The organism is Martelella lutilitoris (genome assembly GCF_016598595.1).
Classification (GTDB): Bacteria; Pseudomonadota; Alphaproteobacteria; order Rhizobiales; family Rhizobiaceae; genus Martelella; species Martelella lutilitoris_A.
Genome location: NZ_CP066786.1, coordinates 2,500,526 through 2,524,748, shown reverse-complemented (window position 1 = coordinate 2,524,748; position 24,223 = coordinate 2,500,526). Strand labels below are relative to the sequence as shown.

At 62.9% G+C, this 24,223-nt stretch carries 18 protein-coding genes; 13 read left to right on the top strand and 5 right to left on the bottom strand.

All coding sequences use genetic code 11. The features are described 5' to 3' along the window. The first annotated feature begins 86 nt into the window (after window positions 1–86). From JET14_RS11920 to JET14_RS11885, 8 genes are read left to right on the top strand one after another with little or no spacing between them, the layout of a single operon-like run. Entirely contained in the window at window positions 87–347 is a 261-nt protein-coding gene (locus tag JET14_RS11920) for a DUF1799 domain-containing protein (RefSeq protein WP_200333760.1), read from the top strand. Then, a complete protein-coding gene (locus tag JET14_RS11915; RefSeq protein ID WP_200333758.1) occupies window positions 347–4,930 on the top strand; it encodes a phage tail length tape measure family protein in 4,584 nt (1,527 codons plus the stop codon). The genes JET14_RS11920 and JET14_RS11915 overlap by 1 nt, the downstream gene beginning before the upstream one ends. Continuing rightward, window positions 4,927–5,349, top strand: a complete 423-nt coding sequence (locus JET14_RS11910; protein ID WP_200333756.1) for a hypothetical protein — start codon at window positions 4,927–4,929, stop codon at window positions 5,347–5,349. Before JET14_RS11915 ends, JET14_RS11910 begins: the two co-directional genes overlap by 4 nt. Further along, window positions 5,346–5,873 (top strand): hypothetical protein, encoded by a 528-nt coding sequence (locus JET14_RS11905; RefSeq protein ID WP_200333754.1) that lies wholly within the window; start codon window positions 5,346–5,348, stop codon window positions 5,871–5,873. Before JET14_RS11910 ends, JET14_RS11905 begins: the two co-directional genes overlap by 4 nt. Then, complete coding sequence (locus JET14_RS11900) at window positions 5,870–6,274, top strand: C40 family peptidase (RefSeq protein WP_200333752.1); 405 nt, start codon at window positions 5,870–5,872, stop codon at window positions 6,272–6,274. Before JET14_RS11905 ends, JET14_RS11900 begins: the two co-directional genes overlap by 4 nt. After that, window positions 6,271–9,591 carry a TipJ family phage tail tip protein gene (gene gpJ / locus JET14_RS11895; RefSeq protein WP_200333751.1) on the top strand — a complete coding sequence of 1,107 codons (3,321 nt, stop codon included), beginning with the start codon at window positions 6,271–6,273 and terminating at the stop codon, window positions 9,589–9,591. The genes JET14_RS11900 and gpJ overlap by 4 nt, the downstream gene beginning before the upstream one ends. Before the next feature lie 13 nt (window positions 9,592–9,604). Continuing rightward, entirely contained in the window at window positions 9,605–11,896 is a 2,292-nt protein-coding gene (locus JET14_RS11890; RefSeq protein WP_200333750.1) for a hypothetical protein, read from the top strand. Window positions 11,897–11,898: 2 nt separating this feature from the next. Beyond that, a complete protein-coding gene (locus tag JET14_RS11885; protein WP_200333749.1) occupies window positions 11,899–12,669 on the top strand; it encodes a LamG-like jellyroll fold domain-containing protein in 771 nt (256 codons plus the stop codon). A gap of 109 nt (window positions 12,670–12,778) precedes the next feature. Here JET14_RS11885 and JET14_RS11880 read toward each other — a convergent pair whose 3' ends face one another. Continuing rightward, window positions 12,779–13,414: a hypothetical protein gene (locus JET14_RS11880; protein WP_200333748.1), complete on the bottom strand. Its 636-nt coding sequence runs from the start codon at window positions 13,412–13,414 to the stop codon at window positions 12,779–12,781. A gap of 15 nt (window positions 13,415–13,429) precedes the next feature. Between JET14_RS11880 and JET14_RS11875 the strand changes: the two genes are divergently transcribed. The 3 genes from JET14_RS11875 (at window position 13,430) to JET14_RS11865 (ending at window position 14,685) form a co-directional block, all read left to right on the top strand. Then, window positions 13,430–13,705 carry a hypothetical protein gene (locus tag JET14_RS11875; protein WP_246750299.1) on the top strand — a complete coding sequence of 92 codons (276 nt, stop codon included), beginning with the start codon at window positions 13,430–13,432 and terminating at the stop codon, window positions 13,703–13,705. A gap of 49 nt (window positions 13,706–13,754) precedes the next feature. Continuing rightward, window positions 13,755–14,132, top strand: coding sequence for a hypothetical protein (locus JET14_RS11870; RefSeq protein WP_200333747.1), 378 nt, complete (start codon window positions 13,755–13,757; stop codon window positions 14,130–14,132). A 235-nt stretch (window positions 14,133–14,367) separates the two neighbouring features. Beyond that, on the top strand, window positions 14,368–14,685 hold the full coding sequence (locus JET14_RS11865) for a peptidoglycan-binding domain-containing protein (RefSeq protein ID WP_200333746.1): 318 nt from the start codon (window positions 14,368–14,370) through the stop codon (window positions 14,683–14,685). 3 nt (window positions 14,686–14,688) lie between these two features. On the opposite strand, the gene JET14_RS11860 is transcribed toward JET14_RS11865, so the two are convergent. After that, window positions 14,689–15,420, bottom strand: a complete 732-nt coding sequence (locus JET14_RS11860; protein WP_200333744.1) for a DUF4396 domain-containing protein — start codon at window positions 15,418–15,420, stop codon at window positions 14,689–14,691. Window positions 15,421–15,614: 194 nt separating this feature from the next. On the opposite strand from JET14_RS11860, the gene JET14_RS11855 reads away from it, so the two are divergent. Beyond that, window positions 15,615–16,106: a BON domain-containing protein gene (locus JET14_RS11855; protein ID WP_200333743.1), complete on the top strand. Its 492-nt coding sequence runs from the start codon at window positions 15,615–15,617 to the stop codon at window positions 16,104–16,106. A gap of 119 nt (window positions 16,107–16,225) precedes the next feature. Here the strand turns inward: JET14_RS11855 and JET14_RS11850 are convergent, their stop codons facing one another. Next, window positions 16,226–16,477 carry a glycine zipper domain-containing protein gene (locus JET14_RS11850; protein WP_024707644.1) on the bottom strand — a complete coding sequence of 84 codons (252 nt, stop codon included), beginning with the start codon at window positions 16,475–16,477 and terminating at the stop codon, window positions 16,226–16,228. Window positions 16,478–17,057: 580 nt separating this feature from the next. Here JET14_RS11850 and JET14_RS11845 point away from each other — a divergent pair. Further along, the gene (locus tag JET14_RS11845) at window positions 17,058–18,359 is read left to right on the top strand and encodes a Gfo/Idh/MocA family protein (protein WP_200333742.1); all 1,302 of its coding nucleotides are present in this window, start codon (window positions 17,058–17,060) and stop codon (window positions 18,357–18,359) included. A 38-nt stretch (window positions 18,360–18,397) separates the two neighbouring features. Here the strand turns inward: JET14_RS11845 and JET14_RS11840 are convergent, their stop codons facing one another. Continuing rightward, window positions 18,398–22,963 (bottom strand): PAS domain S-box protein, encoded by a 4,566-nt coding sequence (locus JET14_RS11840; RefSeq protein WP_200333741.1) that lies wholly within the window; start codon window positions 22,961–22,963, stop codon window positions 18,398–18,400. A 214-nt stretch (window positions 22,964–23,177) separates the two neighbouring features. After that, on the bottom strand, window positions 23,178–24,164 hold the full coding sequence (gene murB, locus JET14_RS11835) for a UDP-N-acetylmuramate dehydrogenase (RefSeq protein ID WP_200333740.1): 987 nt from the start codon (window positions 24,162–24,164) through the stop codon (window positions 23,178–23,180). Window positions 24,165–24,223: the final 59 nt, after the last annotated feature.

Below are 24,223 nucleotides of genomic sequence, written 5' to 3'. Positions count from 1 at the left end.
GGGCGCTGGCCCAAACCGGCCGCGCCGATCCGCAGCAACCGGTCTCCATGGACCGGCAGACTGCGGACGAATTTGCCGAAATGGGAATGGCTACCGAGGCCATGCCCGAAACCGCTGAAACCGAAACGATGGAAATCATGGCGAGCAACCGTGACAGTCTCAGGGCCTTTTTGTCGGTCGGCACGCAATGGCGCGTCATCTCCTCCATGGCTGGCATGATCTGGATCGGCCTCGATTACAACGCCGTTGACGTCGTGATGGACCGGCTTCCGCTGCCCGGCAGCGTGTTCGGCGATCTGCAGGTCATGGAAGCCGAGGCGCTTGCCGTTCTGAACGGGGGGAACTGATGGCCCAGCCGTTCAAGTTCTCCATGGTGTTTACGGCCGATAATTCCCAGGCGAAGTCGGCCACGCAGGAAGTCGACAAGGCCCTGCAGCAATCCGGCCGCGCGGCCGAGGCGTTCGGCGGTAAGGCTGCGCAAGGTTTTTCCGCCTTTGCCGGATCTGCCGGCTCGGCCCGAACCGCGATGCAGGAGCTTGTTGCAGCAACGACCGGCCTTGACCGCACCGGATCCGGCGTTTCGGCAGCCAATACCGCGCTTGCCGCCTATGGTGCCCAGCTCGACGCATTGCAGGCAAAGTTCGATCCACTCTTTGCCGCACAGCAGCGCTACCGGCAGGCTGTCGAGGATATCGACCGGGCGCAAGGGGCCGGCGTCGTAACCGCCAGCCAGGCCATTGACCTCAGATTGCGGGAACGCAACGCGTTCGACGCCGTGACAGCGGCAGCGGAGCGGACGGCCCTGGCAAAGAAAAAAGCGGCCGAGGATATTGTCGGCCGTGCCACGATCACGCCCGATCGCCGCGCTGATATTGCCGCCTATGGCGCTCAGCTCGACAGTCTGCGCGCGAAATACAATCCTCTGTTCGCCGTCACGCAGCGATACAAACAGGAGGTCGCGGAGATCCGTCAGGTGCATCGGGCCGGAGCGATATCGGCCGACGAGATGACGGCGGCGATCAGCCGTCAGCGGCAGGCGACGCTTGCCTCCATCGACGCTATCAAGGGCCGGAATGCCGCGATGATGCGCGGCGGCGGTTTCGGCATCGATCCGAGGTTTCGCCGTCAGAACCTCGGCTATCAGGCCTTCGACATCGGTCAGGGGCTGGCCTCGGGCATGCCGCTCGGCATGGTCGGCGTTCAGCAGCTGCCGCAGATCATTCAGCTCTATGCGGGTCAGGGCGGTCTGAAGTCCTTCCTCTCGGATTTCTCGGCGATCGGACGCGGCGCGCTTGGCGTCCTCAATCCCCTGACGCTCGGCATCGGCGCTCTGACGGCCGCCGTCGGCGTTGGTGCCGGAGCTTATAACAGCTATCTGACCTCAATGAAGTCGGTCGAGACCGCCGCCACCGGTCTCGGCCGGGCCATGGCCGGGACAACGGCCGAGATGGAGGCCTCGGCCGAGGCGGGAGCCGCCGCGGCCGGGATCTCGATCGGCGCGGCCCGCTCGATGCAGACGGCATTCCTTCGGACCGGCAAGATCGGATCGGAGAATTTCGAGGACCTGATCGGTATCAGCCGTGATTTCGCGGCGACGATCGGCATTGCCGCATCGGATTCGGGCGATGCGCTTGCCAAGATGTTTGCGGATCCGGCAAAGGCCGCCGACACCCTTTCCCAGCAGTATAATCTGATCGGTGCCGCAACTGCCCGGCAGGTGAGGAACCTTGCCGAGCAGAACCGCCTTGTCGAAGCCCAGGCGCTGTTGCTCGACAGCCTGCCCGGAAAGCTGGCCGATGCCGAGCAGTCGACCACGGCGCTCGGCCGGGCCTGGCGGGCTATCGCAACAGTGGCCGGCAATACTTGGAATGCGACCGGCGAAGGGATCGGCGCTTTCTTCGGTGACCTGAGCGGCAAGACGGATGAAGAGCTGCAAGCCATCCTTGACGCGCCTTTTGCCGGTCGCGGCAGGTCCGGCAGCAGCTGGGCGCAAAAGCAGGAAGCCGAGCTGGAGCTTGCCCGGCGTCAGAACCGTGCCGATGACAGCGAGGCGGCAGCTGCCCGCCAGCGCGTCACCGCCGCATCGACGATTGCCGATGCCTCTCCCGCGCTTTCCGGCACCAATCGCGAGACGGCGCTGCGCAACCAGATCGCGGCGCTGACGACCGGCATTGAAACCGCGAGAACGGACGGCGAAACGCCCGACGAAGAGATCAGGCGTCAGACCATGGCGCTCAATGCCAAGCAGCGCGCGCTTGCCGGTCTCGGCAACCAGCAGGAAAACCTCCTCGAACTTGACCGGCTCGATATCCGCATCGCCAATGAGAAGAACGCGGTGCTGCGGGCCGAACTGGAAGCCCGCCGCAAGCAACTTGAATTCGCGAGCCAGGAGGCGACGCAGTCGAAGGTCGATTTCGAGACGAAGCGCGCCTACAACAACGTTATCGAGGCGACGATCGCGGGTACCAAGGCGCAGATCGACCAGATCAATGCCGAAACCGAGATCCGGGTACGGCTCAACGCCCAGGTCGCCGCCGGCATCATCCCGGCCGCAGACGTCAATCGCCTGCTCCAGGAAGAGCTGCAGCTGCGGCCGCTGATTGCGGCTGCCGATGTCGCCGGCATCGAGAACAAGAAGGAGCTGACGGAAGCGCTCGAGGGCTTGCGGAAAGCCTATGAGGATGCAGCCGAAGAGCAGCGCCGCTCCGCCAATGAGCAGGCACTGCGCGCGGGCCAGCAGGAACTGGCCTTACTGCAGGCCCGGCTTGGCCTTGTCGGCGCGGAAACGGCCGAACGCCGTCGCGCCCTGGCCGTCCTGGAAGAAGAGAAGAAGCTGAAAGAACTCCGGGTTGATGAAAACGATCCCCAGTACGCCGAGCGGATCGAGCAGGCGAAGAAGATCGCCGATGCCGAAAGCGAGCTCGACCGGGCAGAGAGCAATCGCGATGCCATCCGGACGCGCCAGGAAAACATCGAAACCCTGAAAACCCAGATGGCGCTGATCGGCGCGACGTCGGCGGAACAGCGCCGGGCGCTTGCTGTTCTGGAAGAGAAAAACCGGTTGACGCGCGAAGGCATCGCGCTCGACAGCGAGGCCGGTCGCACGCGGCTGGCGCTGGCCGCTGCAGAGGCGGAGCTGACAAGCGCCGTGGAACGCCGGCAGGCGCAATATGAGGCGTTGCGTAGCCAGGGCGAGGATGCCGAACGGCTCAGAGCCGAGATCAATCTTGTCGGCGCGAGCGAGGCTGTGCGCCGCCGTGAGCTTGCCGTGCTCGAGGAAATGCAGGCGCTGCGCCGCGAGGGCCTGTCGATCGGCGACCGGGAGGCCCAGCAGCGCCTTCAGAATGTTCGCAACCTTGCAGACATGGAAACCGTGCTGGAACGCCAGCGCGATGCCTGGGGCGAGGTCCGCTCGGCACAGGAAGACGTCGTTCGGTCGGCTCTGGACTTCAAAAAGCTCGCTTCCGGTGATTTCTCCGGTGTGCTTGAAGACATGGCCAACCGGATCGGACAGACGATCCTCGACCTCGGCGCGATCAATCCGACCCTCAATGGCACGATCGGCACCAATTACGGCACGTTCGACGATCTCCGGAAGCCCGGTCAAAACATCCTGTCCACCATCCTTGGCGTCGGTCAGTCGGTTGCCGCGATGAACGTCCAGGCGGCGACCGTGATCGTCAATGGCGGCGTTGCGGCCGGACCGGGCGGAATTATGCCCAGCGCTGCCAATGACAATCCGGGCCTTGCCGGCCTGACGGCGGGCAGCGGACAACCGCTCAATTACGTTCGCGGCATCTATGACGGCGTCGATGCCCGGCTGAAGGACATCCTTGAGAAAACCGCAATGGCCAGCGGTTTCCGGGTCGACGCGATTTCCGGGCTTCGCTCCGGCGATACGGACAGCTTTCACAGTCTCGGAAAAGCGCTCGATATCCAGCTCACCGACATGCTGACCGGCAAGATCCTGCCGAACTATCAGGATGCCTCGGCTTTCGGCGAGTATGAGAGCTTTGCCCAACTCGCCCGCATGATCCAGATGCGCGATTATCCGGAACTTGCCGACCAGTTTCGCTGGGGCGGCTATTTCTCCGGCCCGAAAGGCAAATATGGCGCGCTCGACCTCATGCATTTCGATCTTGGCGGTGACCGGGTCGGCATGGGCGGCGGCTCATGGGCCGGCGGCCTGACGTCCCGACAAATGGCGTTCTGGCCCGGTATCCAGTCAAACGGTATGCAGGCGAGCCGCGCGCTCGAGGCGCTTGCGCAGAACACCGGCATCGCCAATCAGGGTCTCGGCCTCTTCGGCAACGGGCTCAATCAGTTCGGACAGGCGTTAGGAAACGTCCAGATCGGCGGCGGCGCGTCCGGCGGCGGCGGCGGCGGTCTGTTCGGCTGGCTCGGCAACCTGTTCGGCGGGATCTTCGGCGGCGGTTCGCAGATGCAGATCGCGCAAGCCAATGTCGTGGCGGGAACGGCCGGTCTTTACAAAGATGGTGGACCGATCGTCGGCCCTGGCGGACCGCGCGATGACATGGTGCCGATCTGGGCGTCCGATGGCGAATTCATGGTCAATGCAGAGGCTACGGCGAAGCATCGCCCGATCCTCGAAGCGATCAACAGCGGGCGTCCGTTCGGTCGCTTTGCCTCTGGCGGCATCGTCGAAACCGGCCCGGCCTACTGGCCGCAGGCGGCGAACCGCAACGCGGCGAGCCAGAATGACAATCGACCTTTCCAGATCACCGTCGAGAACCACCTTGGCGTCCCGGCCGAGGCCGAAGTGCGCGAAGAGACCGATGCGCAGGGTCGCCCGTCAGCGCGGCTCGTGCTCTCTGGTGGTGTCGCCGATGGCCTGCGCGCCCGTGACGGCGAAGCCCGGAAGGTCATGCGCGACCAGTACGGCGTCAGACCACTCGGGGTGGCGCGATGACTGTTCTCACCTGGCCTTCCGAACTCCCCAAGCCAGACCGCGACGGCTATCAGCGCCAGATCGACGATCCGCGTCTCGGCCGCAGCCGCGACGCCGGCCCTGCCGGATGGCGGCGGCGCTGGTCCTCGGTCACCAAAAGCGTGTCGCTGACGATCGACGTCGACCGCAGCCGCAAGGCCGTCTTTGACCGGTTCTACGAGGAGGATGCGGATTTCGGGTCGAACCTCATCTGGATGCCCGATCCGACCACGGACGGCTGGCCGCTGCTTGCGAGCGACGGCAGGCCGCTGCTCTTGCCCGACGGCACGCCGATCCTGATGGCGGCGCGTTGGCTCTGCCTGTTCGGCAAGGAGCCGCCGCGCGAGACCGTCCGGGGCATCCGCTTCCGCATTTCTTTCAGCGTGACGGTGATGCCATGAGCCGCCGTGTCAGTGTGAATGCCAGAACCGCCTTCGACGCCGAGACCGGCGGCGACGTCGAGGTCGCGCTGTTCGTCTTTGAGCACTCCTTTTTGTCGGAGCCGATCCGGCTTTCAACCGACCCGACCGAACGGCTTTCGGCCGATCCGATAATGTACGGCACGCGCTCAAGCTGGATGGGCGCGAACCCGGTGACCGACCCTTATCTGTTCGTGCTCGCGAGCGCCGAAGTTCCGGGCGACATGGAGGACGCGCCGGCCTCGGCAACGCTGGTGCTGGAAAACGTCGACAACGAGATCGCCGCCGTCCTGCGCTCCATCGTCGATTACGCGACCGTGCATATGGCCGTGGTGCTGGCCGGGTCTCCGGACCTGATAGAGGTCGAATATCGCGACCTCAAGCTTGTGTCGGCCGACGGCGATGCCGGCGAGGTGCGGATCGCGATCGGACGCCGTCCGATCGAGGACGAACGCGTACCGATGGACCGTTTCACCAAAGATCGTTTTCCGGGGATTTATCGATGAGCTGGTCCGACAGATATCTTGGCATTCCGTTCTGCGATCTGGGAAGGGATATTTCCGGCTGCGACTGCTGGGGCCTGGTCCACCTGGTCTATGCCCGCGAGTTGCGGATCGATCTGCCGAGCTATCGCCACGCCTATGCCTCCACGGACGAGCGCGCCGAGATCGAGGGCCTGATCGGCACGGCGGCGGCATCGAGCACCTGGCACCGCCAGAACGATCCACAGGCCATGGACGTGGTGCTGTTTCGGCGCGGTCAGGTGACGTCTCACATCGGCATTGTGGTTCGGCCGCACTGGATGCTGCATATGGCCGAGACCGGCGCGCGCGTCGAATGCTACGGCATGCCCTCCTGGCAACAAAGACTGCGCGGCATCTATCGCCATGAGAGGCTGATGGCATGACCGGTCTCGTTCAGCTCACGACAGCGCCCGTCATCGATCCAGGCTCCGCGCGCCTGGACATGACCGTGCCGGCCGGCGCGACGATCGACGAGATGATCACGCTCGGCCTGCCGGCGCTTGCCGCCGTCGACCGCAGACATTTGCGCATCACGCTCGTCTCGGCCGAAAGCATGATGCCGGTAGCGCGGGAATACTGGCGGCATGTGCGGCCGAAGCCCGGCGTGCGCGTCGTCATCCGCGTAGTGCCGGGCAAGAACGCCGTCCGCTCCATTCTGATGGTCGTCGTTTCGATTGCCGCTTTCGCGCTCGCTCCGGCCATCGCCGGCGCTTTCGGCTTTACGGCGGGGACGGCCGGCTTCGGCCTGGTCAAGGGTCTGATCACGGCCGGTCTGACGGCGATCGCGTCGCTCGCCATCAACGCGCTGATCCCGCCGCCCAAGACCAATGACGGCGAGAAGCGCGACACGTTTCAGGTATCGGGCTGGCGCAATCGCGTGCCGACGGACAGCGATCCCGTGCCCATGCTGTTCGGCACGCATCGCGTTGCGCCCGTCTTTGCCGCGACCACCTATACCGAGATCGTCGGTGACGAGCAGTTCGTCCGTGGGCTCTTTACCTTCGGCTATGGCCCGCTTTCGCTCTCGGACATCCGCATCGGCGAAACGTCGATCGACGAATATGACGAGGTCGAGATCGAGACCCGCGCTGGCTCTGCCGGCGATGAACCGGTCACGCTCTATCCGCGCCAGGTCATCGAGGAGGCGACCGGCATCGAGCTTGTCCGGCCGCTGCCGCGCGACGATGCCGGCGAGGTGATCGACGGCGAGCCGGCCGAGGAAAAGCCGGTGACGCGCGCGACCGCGCTCGACAGCGCCAGTTGCTCGGTGATCATAGCCATGCCGTCGGGCCTCTTCGATGTCGATGACGGCGGCAATGTGCGCCAGCGGACGGTTTCCGTGCGCATCCGCCAGCGCCCTGTCGGAAGCCCGGACTGGCAGGATGTCGCGACCCTCGATATCACCGCCGCCAAGCGCGAGACCTTCTTTCGCCAGCACAGCTGGGATTTCCCCAACCGGGGCAAATACGAGATCGAAGTCACCCGGATGACCGACGAGCAGACGTCCACGCGCGTTTCCGACCGGGTCACGCTTGCCGCCATTCAGTCGATCCGGCCGGAATATCCGATCAATTTCGGCAAGCCGCTTTGCCTGCTCGCCATGAGGATCAAGGCGACCTATCAGCTGAACGGCGCGCTCGACAGCGTCAATGCGCTTGCCGCGCGGATTGCCGAGGTCGGGGAACTGGCGAACGTCAGCAACCCGGCCGCAGCCTTTGTGAAGGCGCTGACCGGACCGTGCAATCCCTATCCGGTACCGGCCGCGTCGATCGACATGGCCGCTGTTACCGACTGGTACGACTGGTGCCAGTCCAAGGGCCTCAAATATGACCGCCTGCACGATGCCGCCGAAAACCTCGGCGAGATGCTGCTCGCGATCTGCGCTGCCGGCCGGGCGACGCCGCGCCATGACGGCGTGCGCTGGACCGTCGTCATCGATCGTCCGGACGATCTGGTGATCGACCATATCAGCCCGCGCAATGCCTCGGATTTCCAGTGGTCGCGGACCTATTTCGGGCCGCCGCATGCCTTCCGCGTCAAGTTCTTCGACGCCACCAATGACTACAAACCGGCCGAGCGGATCGTGCCCTGGCCGGGCCATGCCGGGCCGATCGATCTGACCGAGCAGATTGAAATGCCGGGCAAGACCGATCCGGCCGAGATCTGGCGCGAGGCGCGCCGGCGGCAATACGAGCTGATCTACCGGCCGGACAGCTACCGCGCCATGCAATCGGGCGCTGCCCGCGTGGCGACGCGCGGCGACCTCGTGGCGCTGTCCTCCGACGTTCTGACGCGCACGCAGGTTTCGGCCCGCGTCCGCGCCGTCCAGGGCGCGCTTGTTGCGCTCGACGAGATCGTCACCATGGAGGCCGGTAAGGCGTACGGAATCCGCTTCCGTCACTTTGCCGACGCGAACGACAAAGTCGGCGTTTCGCTCGTGCGGAAGGTAACGACGCAGGAAGGCCGGTGGCAGACGCTGATTCTTGAGGATGCCTCGACCATGCCCTTGGTCGGCGATCTCATCCATTTCGGCGAGCTGGAAACGGTCTCGCATCTCGTAAAGGTGAAGGGCATCGAACCGGGGCAGGACTTTGCCGCCACGATCCACATGATCGAGGCCGCGCCGGTCATTGACGATCTGACGGACGCCGAGGTGCCGCCCGCCTGGGACGGCAGAGTGGGCGGCGAGATCGCAAACTACGAGGTCGCGCCTGTCGCGCCCCGCATCGCCAGCGTCGTTTCCGGTCTCTCCGGCACAGAAAGCGAGAACGGACTGGCGATCCTGATCGCCCCCGGCGGCGGCTCGGCCGCGACGCTTTCGAGCTATCGGATCGAACACCGCCTTTCTGGCGGCGCATGGTCCAGCTTCACCGTGCCGGTCGCCAATGGCGGCGCGTCGATCGGCGGCTATGTCAAAGGCCAGACGGTCGACATCCGCGTCTATGCGATCGGCGGCGGCGGTACGGAAGGGCCTGCCAGCGGCACGGTCAGCGTCACGATCGGCGCAGACGACCCGGTCCTGCCTGGCGCGCTCAATGCCGCATCGATCACGGCTGCCGGCGGTCTCGGTTTTGCCCGCGTCTCGCTGGTGACCACGGCCGACGAGGCGACGGCCGCGCTGCAGCTCTATCGCGTGCCTTCAGGCGGCATGCTGGATCGCGATGTCCACCGCACGGGCGCGCAGGTTGCCGTCGTGCCGTCCAGTTCGGTCAATCTGGTCGACGGCGATACGACACGCGTGAGCCTCGTCAACAATGGCGCCTTTGCGGGCAGCGATGCCTGGACGCCGGAAGGCGGATGGACGATTGCAGGCGGCAAGGCCGCGCATGCGGCAGGCACGGCCGATCTGATCAGCCAGGCCATAACGCTGACAGCCGGCAAATACTACCGGATGGCCTTTGCCGTCTCGGGTCGGTCGGCCGGGTCGGTGACGCCGCAGCTGACCGGCGGCACGCCGGGGCCTGGCACGGCGAGATCCGCCAACGGCTATCACCTCGACCGCATCCAGGCCGGCAGCGGCAACGATGCAATGGCTCTTGCCGCATCGACCGCCTTCGACGGCTCGATCGACGATGTCGTGCTGTTTGAGGAGAGCGGCGCGTCGATACCGCAGGGCGACTACGACTACTACATCGAACCGCTCAACTCGGACGGCGCGGCCGGTCCGGTGAGCGGGCCATTTCCCGTAACCATCGTTTGAAGAGGCTTTAAAGATGGCTGAGAACGGCGTCAGAACCGACAATATTGGCAATCGCGTCTCACTCGCGAAGGAAGTGCTTGTCAACGACGAAAGCGGGACCGGGCTTCAGCCCTATGGCGAACTCGCCAACCAGCTTGCGGGCGTCGGAGCGGTTGCCGAAAAGATAAGCGGTGTCCAGCAGTCCATCACGCACGACAAGATCTTTGCCGAGAGCTGGTCCGAACTGGCAGGCAGGTCCGCCGCCGAGGATGGTCAGGGTGCAGAAGTGGTTGTCGAGGATGAAGGTACACATAACCAGGCAACGGCAACCGGCTATGATGGTCCTGTCGTCGACAACGCGGGACAATACAAGGCGGTGGCCGGCTGGGGCCGCTGGCTGCGCATCGGCGATCCGCCCTATTCAAAGTTCGAAAGCAGGGTGACGACGACTGAACTCAGACAGAGCGCTCAGGAACGCGTCAATGTGGACCTCCGCCAGCGACTGCTTCTGAACGATGCCGCTCGCGGCTGGGCTTTCCCGTTCTTCAACCAGGGCGGCGTTATCGGTGGCTGGAAGGACTGGGCGGGTACATTCATGGCGCGGACGTTCCGCGCTTCAATGACTGAGGACACCGACCTTCCCGATTCCTCGCTGGGCACTCCGCTTGCCAAGGATATGGCCGGCAAGGTCGCAATCGGCGTCCTGAAAAGCGGTCAGACGTTCATCCATGACATATTGATGCGGCTGCGATCCGAGGCCAGCGTCCTGCCTGACCGGAGCATCGGCACGCCGATCGTGCGCGACAAGCAGGGGCGCGTTGCGATGTCGGTCCGCAAAACCGGGGAGATTTTCATCCACCGGCTTGCCGGCGAGACTGTCGATGATCTGGCCAGTCGTATTCAGGGTGAAGTGATCGCAACCGGCCAACTGATCGCCGGTGTGCCTGGCTACAACCATCGCTCTTATGATGCCGATCATTACCTCATTACAGTTCCGACGTTCTTCGGGCCGGTCGACGTGCTCTGGAAAAAGTCCGGTGCAGGGATTGCGTTTGCGGCAACGAACGAGCCCATCGAACTGCTTTCGTGTTCCGGTCAGAGCAATACGATGGCGGGAGGCGGCTATCCTGATCTCTATGGCTTCGTGACGAAGGGGATTTCTGATCCACACCGCGCGTTCGAAGCTGCAGGTGATCGTGCTTTCGGCGACGGAGACGGATCGGCTCCACCATGGCAGGCTGGCGACATAGCAGCATTGGCGCCTGCCGGTCGTGACACGGAGCAAGGAGGTATCAATCAATGGACGCCTGACGCCATCCAGTTTTCGGTCATCGCTCAAGATCAGTACAAGTCCAGGGTACAGCGCATCTACATGCAGCTGACCTCGGCCGAAGGCGGCACGTCTCTCCTGGAATACATGCCGGGGACTGCAAAAGGCGACAACATCGCCGGGATGATCAATGAGGCGTCGTCCATGCTGCAGTCGCAATATGGCCGGCCTTCGATCATGCATACCCATTTTCTGATCGGCCATGAGATGGATGTCTACACCGGTTACGACAGCTATGGCGATCTTCTCTCGGCTTTCGCTGACTATGTTCTCGGCGTCGGCGAGGCCTTGCCGGGCAACGTTGCAGCGGGCTTGAGGCCAAAGCTGCTCGCTTACCAGCCCAATGATGCGATCACCGAACCGCTCGGCAATATCAAGAGCACCGCGCTGGACACGCTTTCACGTTCATTCACGGACCCTGACATTGTTTGTATCGGCCCCGTCTACCACGAGCGGACCACCGACTACGGCATCCACATGATGGGCAAGCTGATGACCGCAGACCTCTTTGCCCACGTGCACGACATCGTGCGCGAGGGCGGTGATTTCCGACCTCTGCACGCGAAGCGCGACGGCAGCGGGAACCTGGAGCCGGCAGTCAGGACAGGAACGACGATTGAGATCGTCATCGAAGGGCCTGACGGCATCCTCGAATTCGACCAGGATTGGCTGGATTTCAGTCTCCAGAACCACGGCCTGCAATATGTAGACGATACGAACTCTGCGTCGATCACGGCAGTCGAGCTCTACAGCTATCGTGCTTATCAAGACCGCAAGATCATCATCACGCTCGATAACGAGCCGACCGGCTCGAACCCCAGAATTGTGATCAGCGGCGTCGAAAACACCACTGACCCACATAGGCCCGGAGGCATGACCGACATCTATGTCTCGGGACCGCCGTCTTTCTGGCATCCGCATTTTCCCAGATATGTCTCTCCGGAGAAGAGATTTTACCTCTCCAGGGACATTGTTCCCGTAACGACAGGAGTTTAAAAATGGCTGGTATCCAACTCGACGGAGTTTTCTCCGACCCGTTCATGCCCTTCGAGCGCGCCTCCGACGGAGTGCTCGCAATTCCCACCATAAGGTGGTTTCAGGCGGCACCTTCCCTCGTCGACATTGAAGACGGGAAGATCGTCAGGTGGCATGACCGCGCTGGCAGCGGCGCTACCCTCGAACAGGCCGATCCGGCCCGCCGCGCATTATTCGTGGAAGATGCTCCGAATATGGGGGGAAATGCCGCCCACTTCACGCCGGCCTCCAGCGCCGAGAGCATCCAGTACACGATCAAGAACAGCGGCTTCAATGCCGGGGCCGCTTTCAGCGTTTCGGCGGTTGCCCTGTTTTCGCAGTCGAGCAGTCAGTCGACCAACAAGTTTCTGTTCGGCGTCAGCGGCAGCCCCAATTTCTACATGGGCAGAACGGCGGCCAATGTCCTTCGCATGCATTGCGGCGGCAGCGGTGTCGGCAATGCGGAAGTATCCATAGACGAGACCAAGTGGCATTCCTCGATCGGCAGTTTCAACGGAGCCGATCGCGTCAATCTTTCGGTTGATGGCTCGGCTGCCGTATCTTCGAATTCCGCGACCGTTCCGGCACCGACAGGCGATTATGTGTTTTCCGGGATCGCGTCAGGCGGCGGCGTTTCCTGGGAAGGCTACGTCTGCGATATCCGCGTGCTGACGATCGACCTGTTCCACGCTTCAAACGAAGCTCATCTCGCGGCTTTGCGCGCGTTCGACAGCTCCGTTTACGGGCTGGGCTGACAGATAGCAGGCAGGTGGCCAGGGCCTCACGGCTCTGGCGCGGCGGGGTCAAAGTTTGGCGTTCGACGATCCACCTCGAAGCAGAAATCGGCTGACACACATCTGACGATCAAGAAGGCAATCGCTCAAAATTGCCCAACATGAACCGTCTGAAATATTGTGAACGGCGATGTTGCAGCCGGTTGATTTGTTCTTGGAGAGAACGGATTTGAGAGAGAGCAGGATGTCTCGGGTCAACAGAAAAACTAGGAGGAAAAGGGTATCTGTCGTTGATCTCAAAGTGCTCGATGAAAATCTCGTTCATTCGTCCACTCAGTCGCATACGATCAACGGTAAGTGCGATATACTCTTCTGTTGCTCTCTCGTTGTCTAGCTGAATGAACTTGGAGGGAACGCAAGGGTCAATTTTACCAAGTTTTTGCTGGCGGTCGGCTATGAAGGCCGCTGAAGAGTAGTCGGCACCCTCAAACGCAGGAGCAGTCACGTCAAGGATTTCACCGGTTGGAAGCTCGATAACCGCGTGATGAAGCGCCTCGCCAAAGTGGCCGGTTAAACTCGTCAACATCCACCCGAGCAGAGGCCTACCATTGCACTTCTCAGCGAGCGCTCGAGCATTGGTGTAGCATTGTCCGCTCGGACCATCGCCAAAGCGTGGTACCTCAATGATATCGCTTCCAGGAAAAAACTCGTCTCGGATTTGAATAGATAGTGGGTCCTGTGCAGAGAGTACTTGTTGCTGCGGCATGTTCCGAATCCTCCCATGGGTCCTGTTTACGACAGTCCACTCATTTTGATTTTCGGTCTAGCGGCTGCACTACAAAAAGAGATCGACTATGGCGCGGGCGTCTTCGGCCGGGAGGATTTCGAGGCGACGGCGGAGGCCTTAGCCGGCCTTCAAGGCACCTTCATCTTGTCCTTGAACGCCGTTCAAGGCGTCTATGAGACCTTCTCACGCTTCGCCATCGAGGAGGTCGATTGCACCTATTCGATCTCGGAGGGGAATGGAAAGGGCGTGAAGGAGGTGATTATCAGCTGATGGCTTGATAAGGTAATCGCGCATATCGAGACCAACCTGGAGCGTTCTTATGGATGCAAAGCTGCACAAGCCGACTATTGAGTTATTGAGCAAGTCGGGAGTCTATTTTGTCGTTGATTTGCGCTGGGTCGGTGGCTCCCGTTCGATAACGATAGAAGCGCGTGATCTTGAGAAATACGTCTCTGATCCCGTTGGATTTACGGCCCAACATTTTGGTGCCTCTGTGGAAGATTATCTTCGCTGGATCGAAACGGAAGGAACCCCTCAATGCGGTGCGCTTACCAAGAAGGGTAAGCGCTGCACTCTGTCAGTAGCCGGAGGAGGGCAGCGAGACTTCAAACGATGGAAAGAACTTGATGGTGGGTACTGCCAAGTGCATGGAGGAGAAACTTCTGCCGAGGCCAATGAAAAAAGACGTAGCCACTAATCGCCAAAGCGTTAGCTTGCGCAAAGATTTCCGTGTCAAAGGTGTTTCATTTTTGCGCCAAAGGTGACGGCGCGCCACAGCCGGCTGTTCCGGCGGCGATAGGGTCCACTGCAGCATCGATTGCGACGGCGGCAATGCCTATCTGACGCTCGCCGATGGCGGCGTTCTCAACCTGGACAGCGAGCGCCTGCGTCTCGAGGACAATGAACTGATCGACAGCGCGCTTGCCAATGTCATGGATGCCGATGGCGGCGAATTGCGCGGCAATTTCGTGCTGACGCCAGTTGACGACGAGGCCTGCATTGCCGAGCCGGAGGCGATCTTCGCCGCGCTTGAGATCGGCGACATGCTGCCGAGGGTGACGGCGCTGGAAGCCTCGCTCAACCGGTTGGGGCTGTTCCTTGCCTATCCGGACCCGGTCTTTGACGCAAAGACGCGGGAAGCGGTGGTCGCCTTCCAGACGCAATACGGCTTTGCCCCGACCGGCGTCGTTGATCAGGCGACCGATCAGGCGCTCAACACGATCGTGCGCTCGACCATCGGCGGCTGCTGAACCTTACATCTTCTCCTTGATGCCCTTGGAAACGAGCCACCAGTTGACCGGATAGGCCGTCGCGAAACCGGCCCACATGGCGATCTGCATCATGAACCAGAATTCGACCGTGGGCACTTCCAGTTTGACCCCGAGGAGATGGCGGAACAGGTAGAACTGGGCAAAGGCCATGAAGCCATACATGCCCACCTGCCAGGAGGTCAGCGACAGGAAGTCGGCCTTGACCGCCTGAACGAGGCCCTGGGCGGGTGTCAGGCCGCGCATCGGCTTGATGGTGAAATACTGGAAGATGACGCCGAAGGAAAAGGCGAAGATGAAGTCGAGGATCCACACGGCGAACATCTTCTCGGCAAAGATCGTCTGCCAGCCGAACCAGACGGCGATGGCCGGGACCAGGAAGGCAAGCCATTCCGCCACAAGGTCGCCGAGCGCGCAGCCCGAGCCGCAATGGGCAGCGCCCTTGCCGACCATGACGGAAAACGGCGTCTCGGTCATGTTCGGCGGCGTCTCGTCGTGTTCCATGGCGTGGTGATGGGCTGCGCGGGTGGCGAGCCGGCCATAGCGGAAATAGGCCCACAGCGCCGCAACCGAGCCGAACAGCGCGACAAGGGGCCAGACCAGATTCATGATCCACATATGCTGCGGATTTGCGAAAACGTCGACGGCGATGATGATCGCGGATCCTAGGCCGGCGAGGAGGGAAATGATGGCGAGCAGATGAAGCCATTCGGGCATGTTTCATCTCCTTTGGCATTGGGCGCGGTGAAAATCCGCGCGCTTTGAATGAACATCCTTATGTCTAAAAACCTCCGGGCCGGTCTTGTTCCGAGACGTCTTGTAGGTCCATTCGTCCGACTTCGCTCAAATGGGGAGAACATTTGCCGCTTCCAGCCGTTTCTTCTGCACGGACACCTGAAAGGAGAAACACCATGGCTGGTTCGAAGATGAAGCCGCATGAAACGCCGCGCGAGGAGGATTATCGCGACTATGAGGACCGCAATCTCGATGACGGATGGCCGTATTCGGACGAGGAAAACAGGCCGGGCGCGCGTAATGCGCCCTATGGCGCCAATCCCGCCAATCTGGACCGGCGCGAAACGCCGGGCGCCCAGGTCTCCGAGGATACCGCCGTCCACACCGCCCAGCGTCTGGCGCCTGAGCCGGACGATACGACCGTTGACGATGACGGCCTGTCGGATGCCATCACCCGGCTGATCGATGAAGACGAGCGCTTCAACGCTGATCTTGTCACCGTGACGGTGCGCGACGGGGTGGCGATGGTGAGCGGCGAAGTGGAGACCGAGCCCGAACGACTGCGGCTCGAAACCCTGGTGCTTTCGGTCAAGGGCGTGCGCGATGTGGAGAACGAGGTCGTCCTGATCGGCGTCGACAGCCATGTCCCGCCGGACTTTGACGAATAGCCGAACATCGTTCCTCGGTTTCGAAAAAGAAAAGCCGCCTCCGCGGGGCGGCTTTTTTGACGCCGGCGCGACCGGCAGGAGGAAAGGCCGGAAATGGAGCCGGCCTTTCTGCGTTCCGGTCACTTCGGGCAGGCGGCCACGTAGCGTTCGCCATTGGCGTCGCGGTAATAGCAGCGGCCCGGTTCATTGGCGCGGCCGATCAGTGCGCCGGCGGCAGCGCCCACGGCGCCGCCAAGTGCCGCGCCGCCGACATCGCCCGATACGGCGGTGCCGACGGCCGCGCCGGACAGTCCGCCGACTGTTGCCCCCTTCTCGGTGGCCGAGCATGCGGTCAATGCGCCGAGTGCGACAACGAAGAACAGTCGTTTCATGATTTTTCACTCCAGTTGCGAGATTGGTCGTGACTGGCAGGCCGCGGGCCGAAGAACCGGAGAAGCGCTCCCGATCGCTCGCCGGCGGCAGAGACCCGGCTCGGCATAGCGGCTGCTCATGGGCCAACCAGCCGGGGCTGCGATTGTTCCATACTTTTCTCCGCTGAATTGCGGACTGCGTGAAATGGCGGTCTGGACGCCGATAACGCGTCGCGCCGACAAAGGCTGATCGGGCACGATTGATTCTGATCTGCTAGTCTGGCAGAGTTGAATTCTCGGCATTGTCGCCTCTCGATTCTCCCTGATCCGCTGGCGTTCCGGCCCGGCTGAGAAACAGAACTCGGCGCCGGTAAGCGGTGCGATCGGGAGGGGCATGTGTGCTGAAAACGTTTGGGAGGTCGCGGCGCATGGCAATGCGGCCGCGGCGGGAGCACTGGAGCGCCGTGAGTCCGTTCGGACGCACAAAGGGCGCTCCAGCCTATTGAATCTGCGCATCGCGCTTTCCGAAAATCGGCTGCGGTTTTCGGGCCGATGCGCCAGGGCCGGCGGCTGCTTGCCGGCCGGACAGAAGGGCAGGATCATGAAATACGCCATTGTCGGAACCGGGTCGCGGCACAAGATGTTTCGCGGCGCCGTTGCCGAAACCTATGCCGATCGCAACGCGCTTGTCGGTCTGTGCGACATCAATGAAAAACGGCTTGCGCTCTCGGCAAACGCCGTGCCGGCCGAAGGCAATGGCGTCGCCACTTATCGGGCGGAGGATTTTCCGCAGATGCTGAGCGAGCAGAAGCCGGATACGGTGATCGTCACCGTGCCGGATTATCTGCACCACGACTATGTCGTCGAGGCGATGCGGGCGGGCAGCGACGTCATGACCGAAAAGCCGATGACGATCGACCTTGAGAAGCTGAAGGCGATCCTCGACGCGCAGAAGGAAACCGGTCGCAAGGTGACGGTCACCTTCAACTACCGCTACACGCCGGCCCGCACGCAGTTGAAGGATATCCTGATGTCCGGCGCGATCGGCGACGTCACCGCCGTCAGCTTCCGCTGGTATCTCGACCGCGTCCACGGCGCCGATTATTTCCGCCGATGGCATCGCTACAAGGATCAGTCCGGCGGCCTGCTGGTGCACAAGTCGACGCATCATTTCGACCTCGTCAACTGGTGGCTCGGCTCCTCGCCGGTTTCGGTCGCCGCCCATGGAACGCGCTCCTTCTACCGGGCGGAAACGGCCGAAGCGCTCGGGCTCAATCCGCGCGGTCCGCGCTGTCACAGCTGTCCAAGCGCCGGAAGCTGCGACTTCCGGCTGGACCTTGAAGCCGACCAGGCGCTGAAGGCGCTCTATCTCGATGCCGAGGACGAGGACGGCTATCTGCGCGACCGCTGCGTCTTCGACGACGATATCACCATCGAGGACACGATGCAGGTGCAGGCGGTCTATGGCACGGGCGCAAGCCTCAACTACACGCTCTGCGCTTATTCGCCCTGGGAAGGGCTGGAAGTGAAGTTCTATGGCACCAAGGGCGAGCTATCGCACCGCCATGTCGAGGTTCACGGCGTTTTCGGCGGCAAGCGGGAGAAGGCGGCAGGCTCGGAAACGATGACGACCACGCTGCATCTGGCGGGCGAACAGCCCCGGGAACTCGACGTCTGGGAAGGCGAGGGCGATCACGGCGGCGCCGATCCGGTGATGCTCGGCTATCTTTTCGACCCCGATGCCGGCGACGACCCCTACGGCCGCTCCTCGTCCCATATCGACGGCGCCTGGTCGATCCTGACGGGCATCGCCGCCAATCGCTCCATCGAGACGGGTCAGACCGTCCATATCGGCAAGTTCCTCACCGAACATGGGATCGACCTGCCGCAGAAAGAATGGTGACCGTGTGAAAGGCATTCGGCTGGCCGAACAACAGGCGGTCAGCCGGATGCGTCCTCAAGCGAGAGATCCAGTCTTTGCAGGAGATCGTCAAGCGGTTCCGGCTCGTGGATAAAAAAGCCCTGGGCGAAATCGACGCCGTAATCCCTCAGCCGGGTGCAGGTCGGCGCGTCGCCGACATGTTCTGCAATCGTCTCGAGCCCCAGCACGCGGGCGACCTCGACGAAGCACTTGATCGTCGCCTCGTTCAGCGGGTCGCTCAAGAGCTCACGGATGAACTGGCCGTCGATCTTCAGATAGTCGAGCGCGAAATGCTTGAGATAACCGAAGGACGACGAGCCGGCGCCGAAATCGTCAAGAGCTATCGCTATCCCGCGCCGGCGCAAATCCTCGAGGAAGGCGGCGGCTTCCTCCATATTGGTGACGACCGCGGTCTCGGTGATCTCGATGCACAGGCTGTGGCAGATGGGACCTCCGGCCGCGTCGAGGAGGTCGAGCGCCTCCTTGTGAAAGGCAAGGTCGCCGAGCGACTGGCCGGAGAGGTTGACGCACAGCCGCGCCCGACCGCCGGCAAGGCCCGACGCGTCGATTTGCTCCAGCGCCTTGTCGAGCACCCACCGATCGATCCGGGTGACGAGGCTGAAACGCTCGGCTGCCGGCAGGAACGCGCCGGGAGCAACAATTTCGCCGTCGTCATCAACCATGCGCAGCAAGAGTTCGATATGGCGGATGGAGGGCCGGTCCTGGTTCATCGGCGCAATCGCCTGGGCATAGAAAACGAAGGCCTCCTCCTGCAATGCCCGTTCGATGCGGGCGGCCCAGCGCGTCTCTCCGGAGCGCAGCCTGAGCGTCTCGTCGCTCTCCTCCCAAACGTGAACCCTGTTGCGGCCGCTTTCCTTGGCGACATAGCAGGACGTGTCAGCCGCCTGCAGCACCGCCGAGACGCTGGTTGATCGCCGGTCGAGCGGAACGAGGCCGATACTGGCGCCCACCCTGAACTGCCTGTCGTCATGCACGAACCGGAACGCGCCCATCCGGTCGCAGATCGTCTGGGCGATCCGCCGTCCATCCTCCGCGGTGCAATGTTCGAGCAGCACGGCAAACTCGTCGCCCCCAAGCCGCGCAAACGTGTCGCGCTTGCGCAGGCATTCCTGCATCAACTGGGTGACCCGTTTCAGAAGCGTGTCGCCGACCGTGTGGCCGCAGGTATCGTTGACGATCTTGAACTGGTCGAGGTCGATATAGAGAAGAACACTGGATGTGTCTGCTTCCTGCGCCGTCTCGAATACCCGCTGCAGCCGGCGATCGAACTCCGAACGGTTGAGCAGGCCGGTCAGCGGATCGTGGCTGGCGCGATAGGTCATCTCGCGCGAGAGCCGCCTTTGTTCGCTGACATCGTGGAACACAAGCACCGCGCCGAGGATCTCGCCCTCGGAGCTGCGGATCGGCGCTGCCGAATCCTCGATGCTGTATTCAAGGCCGCGCCGGGCGACGAGAAGCGTATTCTCCGCCAGACCCACGACCTGTCCACGGTCCAGGCAGGCGGCAATCGGATCCGGCGCGGCCTCGCGCGTTTCCTCGTTGAGAATCGAGAAAATGCGATCGGACGGCTCTCCCGCCGCCTCTTCGACGCTCCAGCCGGTCATCCGCTCGGCCACGGGGTTGAGCCATCTTATTCTTCCCGCCGCATCGGTGGTGATCACCGCGTCGCCGATGGAATTGAGCGTCACCCGCATCAACTCGTGCTGCTCGGCGAGATCGAGCGTCATCTGCCGTCTGGCGGTGACATCCCACGCGGCGCCGATGACGCGGCTCGGCTTTCCCGTCTTGTCGCGCACCAGATTGGCGGCGATGTGAAGGTGGCGGTGCGCGCCGTCGGGCAGGATGATGCGGTATTCCTCGTCGAGATGTTCCCCGGTCTCGACGGTCCGGAAAACGGCTCTTTCCACACGCTCCCGGTCTTCGGGATGCACGGCGCGCCTCCAGACGTCGCCGATATCGTTCCCGTCCGAAATGTCGACGCCATAGAGCCGGTACATCAGGGCGTCCCAATGGGCGATCCGACGGTCGATCTCCATTTCCCATATGCCAATCCCGCCGCTGTTCGTTGCGATCGTCATCCGCTCGCTCATCAACAGCCGCTCTTCCTCGGCGCGCTTGCGGGCGGTGATGTCGGTGTGGGTTCCGATCATCCGTCTCGGCGCGCCGTCCTCGCCGCGCTCGACCACGCGGCCGCGGTCCATGATCCAGATCCAGCGCCCGTCCTTGTGGCGCATGCGGAATTCTTCCTCGAAATAGGGCGCATCGCCGCGGATGTGGGCGACATCGGCCGTTCGCGCGCGCTCGACGTCGTCGGGATGGATGAATTTCAGCCATTCCGCGCCGCTGTCGGATATTTCGTCCGGTCGATAGCCGATCAGGGCGCACCAGATATTCGAATAGTGCGTCTTGCCGGTCACGAGATTGGCGTCCCAGACGCCGATCCGGCCGTTCTCGGTGGCAATCGCCATCCGTTCGTTGAGCTTCTCCAGCTCGACCCGTTGCTCGACCTGTTCGGAAATATCCTGAAACGCGCCGATCAGGCGCACGGGCGTCCGGTTGCTGTCGAATTCCGCCGAGCCGGCGGTACGCACCCAGATCTGCTTTCCGTCTGCCCGGATCAACGGCAATTCGATATCCCACGGCGCGCCCGTCTCGATGCTGGTTTCGACGGCGGCTTCGATGACGGCGCGCGCCTCGGGGGCATAATAGGCGATCGCTTCTTCCATGCTCGGACTGTATCCGGTCTCGACGCCATGGATCCGGCAGGTTTCCTCGGACCAGTAGATCTTCTGCTGCGCGAGATCGACTTCCCAGCCGCCGACGCCGGCGAGGTTGCCGGTACGCTCGAGGAATTCGCGGCTCTGGCGCAGTTCCCCTTCCTCATGTTTCTGGCGCGTTATGTCGCTCAGCGTGCCGAACATCCATTCCGGCATGCCGCCCTCCGTCCACGTGAGGACGCGGCCGCGCGCGACGGCCCAGACCCAATCGCCGGATTTGTGGCGAAGGCGCGCCTCGCAGTCGTAGACCTCGGCCTTCCCGCGCAAATGCCGGGAGAGCTCCAGTTCATGCGTAGCGCGGTCGTCCGGATGGAGGCGGCCTGCCCAGGTCGCCATGTCGATCGGTTCGAGCTCGTCCCGTTCGTAGCCGATGATCTCGGCCCAGAGGTGATTGAGACGGAGCTCGCCCGTCTGGACGTTCCACTCCCACGTGCCGGAACGCGTTGCCTCGATGATCTGCTGCAGACGCCTGCGCTCCTCGATCAGCGCATTCTCGGCCCTCCGGCGCTGGGTCACATCCTCGATCGTGGAAATGATGCGCAGCGGATTGCCCGCGCTGTCGCGTTCAAGAATGGCGGAGAGCAGGACGTCGAGAACCTGGCCCGCGCGCGTGACCATCTGATAACGCACATTCTCGCAATGCCCGTCGAACAGGAAGGCGGGCAGGACCTCGGTGCGCGAGATCCGCGCCGATTCCGGCGTCAGAAATTCGGCGAGCTTGCGGCCGATCACTTCCTCCCGGTTATACTTCATCACGTCGAGCCAGCGGTCGCTCACGCTCAGGATCGTCCCCGTGGGGTCGGTCGAGTGCAGCATGGCAGGCGTGGCGCGATAAAGCCGTTCGATCCGTCTCTCGGCGGCTTCCAGCTCACGCTGGGTTTTAACGACCTCGCTGATGTCGCGGATGATTTCGGTGGCCCCGGTCAAGGCGCCGTCTTCGGAGATCACGGGCCCGAGCGATACGGAGACGGGGACCCGGCGGCCGGTACGGTGAAGCCGCTCGGTTCTCAGATTCCGAGTGGCGGCGCCGTCAGCGAGCCGGGCCGCCAGATCTGTCTGCGCTTCAAGATGTTCCGGCGCGACGATCAGCGAAAGCGGTCTACCGATCGCCGCATCGGCGCTGTAGCCGAACAGGCGCTCGGCCGCCGCGTTCCATTGGCGGATCGTGCCGGCGGTGTCCATCGTCAGGATCGCGTCGGGACTGTTTTCAAGGATGGAGCGCGCCTCGGCCTCCACGCCCAGCAGTTCGCGCTCGTGGAGGGCGAGCAGCCGGGCCTCCAGCGCCTTTGCCGCCGCCCGGGCAAGATGGCCCAGAATCTCCTTCTGATGCGCGCTGAGCGTCTTCGGCTTCTGGTCGACCACGCAGAGCGTGCCGACCCTCTCGCCATCGGAAAGCTGAAGCGGAACGCCGGCGTAAAAGCGGATCCTGAGGCCGTCGGTCACCAGCGGGTTTTGCGAAAACCGCCGGTCCCGGGTGGCGTCCTCCACCTCCATCAGCTGTTCGCCCTGAAGGGCGTGGGTACAGAAGGAGATGCTGCGATCCGTCTCGCTCACGTCCTCAAGGCCGTAATTCGCCTTGAACCATTGCGTGTCCTCGTTGAGGAGGGTGATGAGCGAGATCGGCGTGCCGCAGACCAGGGCCGCGGCCTCTGTCAGCGCATCCAGTTCGGCGGCCGGAGCCGTGTCGAGCCGTCTCAGCCTTTCATAGGCCGACAGCCGGTCGATATCCGTCTCTGTCGCTCGATCGGCCATCTGTTGCGTGACCTCCGTAGTCTGGCGGCGGTTCATGCCGGCGCTCGTCGTCTCCCGTGACCCGAACCACGATACTAGGATGTTCTTGTCCCTTAAACGACCCGTTGCGCATTTCGGATCCGCATGTGAGACAAGCCAGGTGCAAATATACTTCGAAGACGAGAATATAAAACTATAATAATCAATAGCTTGTGCGTTGATGTTGGCGCGCCGGTCAGACAGGAAAAAATCGCCTGTCCGGGCTCGTTTCCTAGATTTCGACGGGTTCCTGAACGAGGTCGACGCCGAAGCGCGCCTTTACCCTTTCGCGGACGAACGCGGCGAACCGGGCAACATCCCGGCGCGTCGCGCCGCCGTGATTGACCAGAACCAGCGCGTGACCGTCATAGGTTCCGACCGGGCCGAGGCGCTCTCCTTTCAGCCCGCATTGCTCGATCAGCCAGCCGGCGGACAGCTTCACGCGGCCGTCGGGCTGGGGGTAGCGCGGGGCGTCCGCAAGGCGTTCGGCTTCCTCGGTGCTGACCACCGGATTGTGAAAGAACGAGCCGGCGTTGCCAAGACTGCGCCAGTCGGGAAGTTTCGATTGCCGCAAAGCGAGCACGCTTGCCATGACTTCCGCCGGCGCAGCGTCGTCGGGGAAGCCTTCCAGCCCCGCATAGGCTTTGGTCGGCGACCAGTCGCGGGGCAGGGCCAGCGTGACCGAAAGGATGACATGCCGGCCCGGCTCGATCTTGAACCGGCTCTGGCGATAGCCGAAGCCGCAGTCTGCGGCCTTGAAGGTCTCGATTGCGCGCGTTTTCGTGTCGAAGGCGGACAGTTCGAAAAAGACATCGGAGAGCTGGACGCCATAGGCGCCGATATTCTGCACCGGCGCGGCGCCGACCGTGCCGGGAATGCCGGCGAGGTTTTCGAGCCCCGGCATGCCGCGCCCGACGGTCCAGGTGACGAAGTCGTGCCAGTTCTCGCCGGCGCCCGCCGTAACCAGATTGTGCGTCGCGGTCTGGCCCGAGAGCCTGCGTCCCGCAATCCGCATCAGTCCGACCAGCGCCTCGACGGTTTCGCTCAGCACCACATTGCTGCCGCCGCCGAGGACCGTAAAATTCATGCCGCGGCGGTCAGCCTCGTCAAGCAGGGCGGCAAGCGCTTCCGCCTGCGTGATGCGGGCGGCAAGCCTGGCGGCGGACTTGAGCCCCAGCGTGTTTTCGCGCGTCAGGTCGAAATCGGCAATGAGGTTCATCGGGCAGTCGGTCCGCTTTGGTTCTGGAAAGTCATGCCCGTCAAATAGTCCGGGCACTG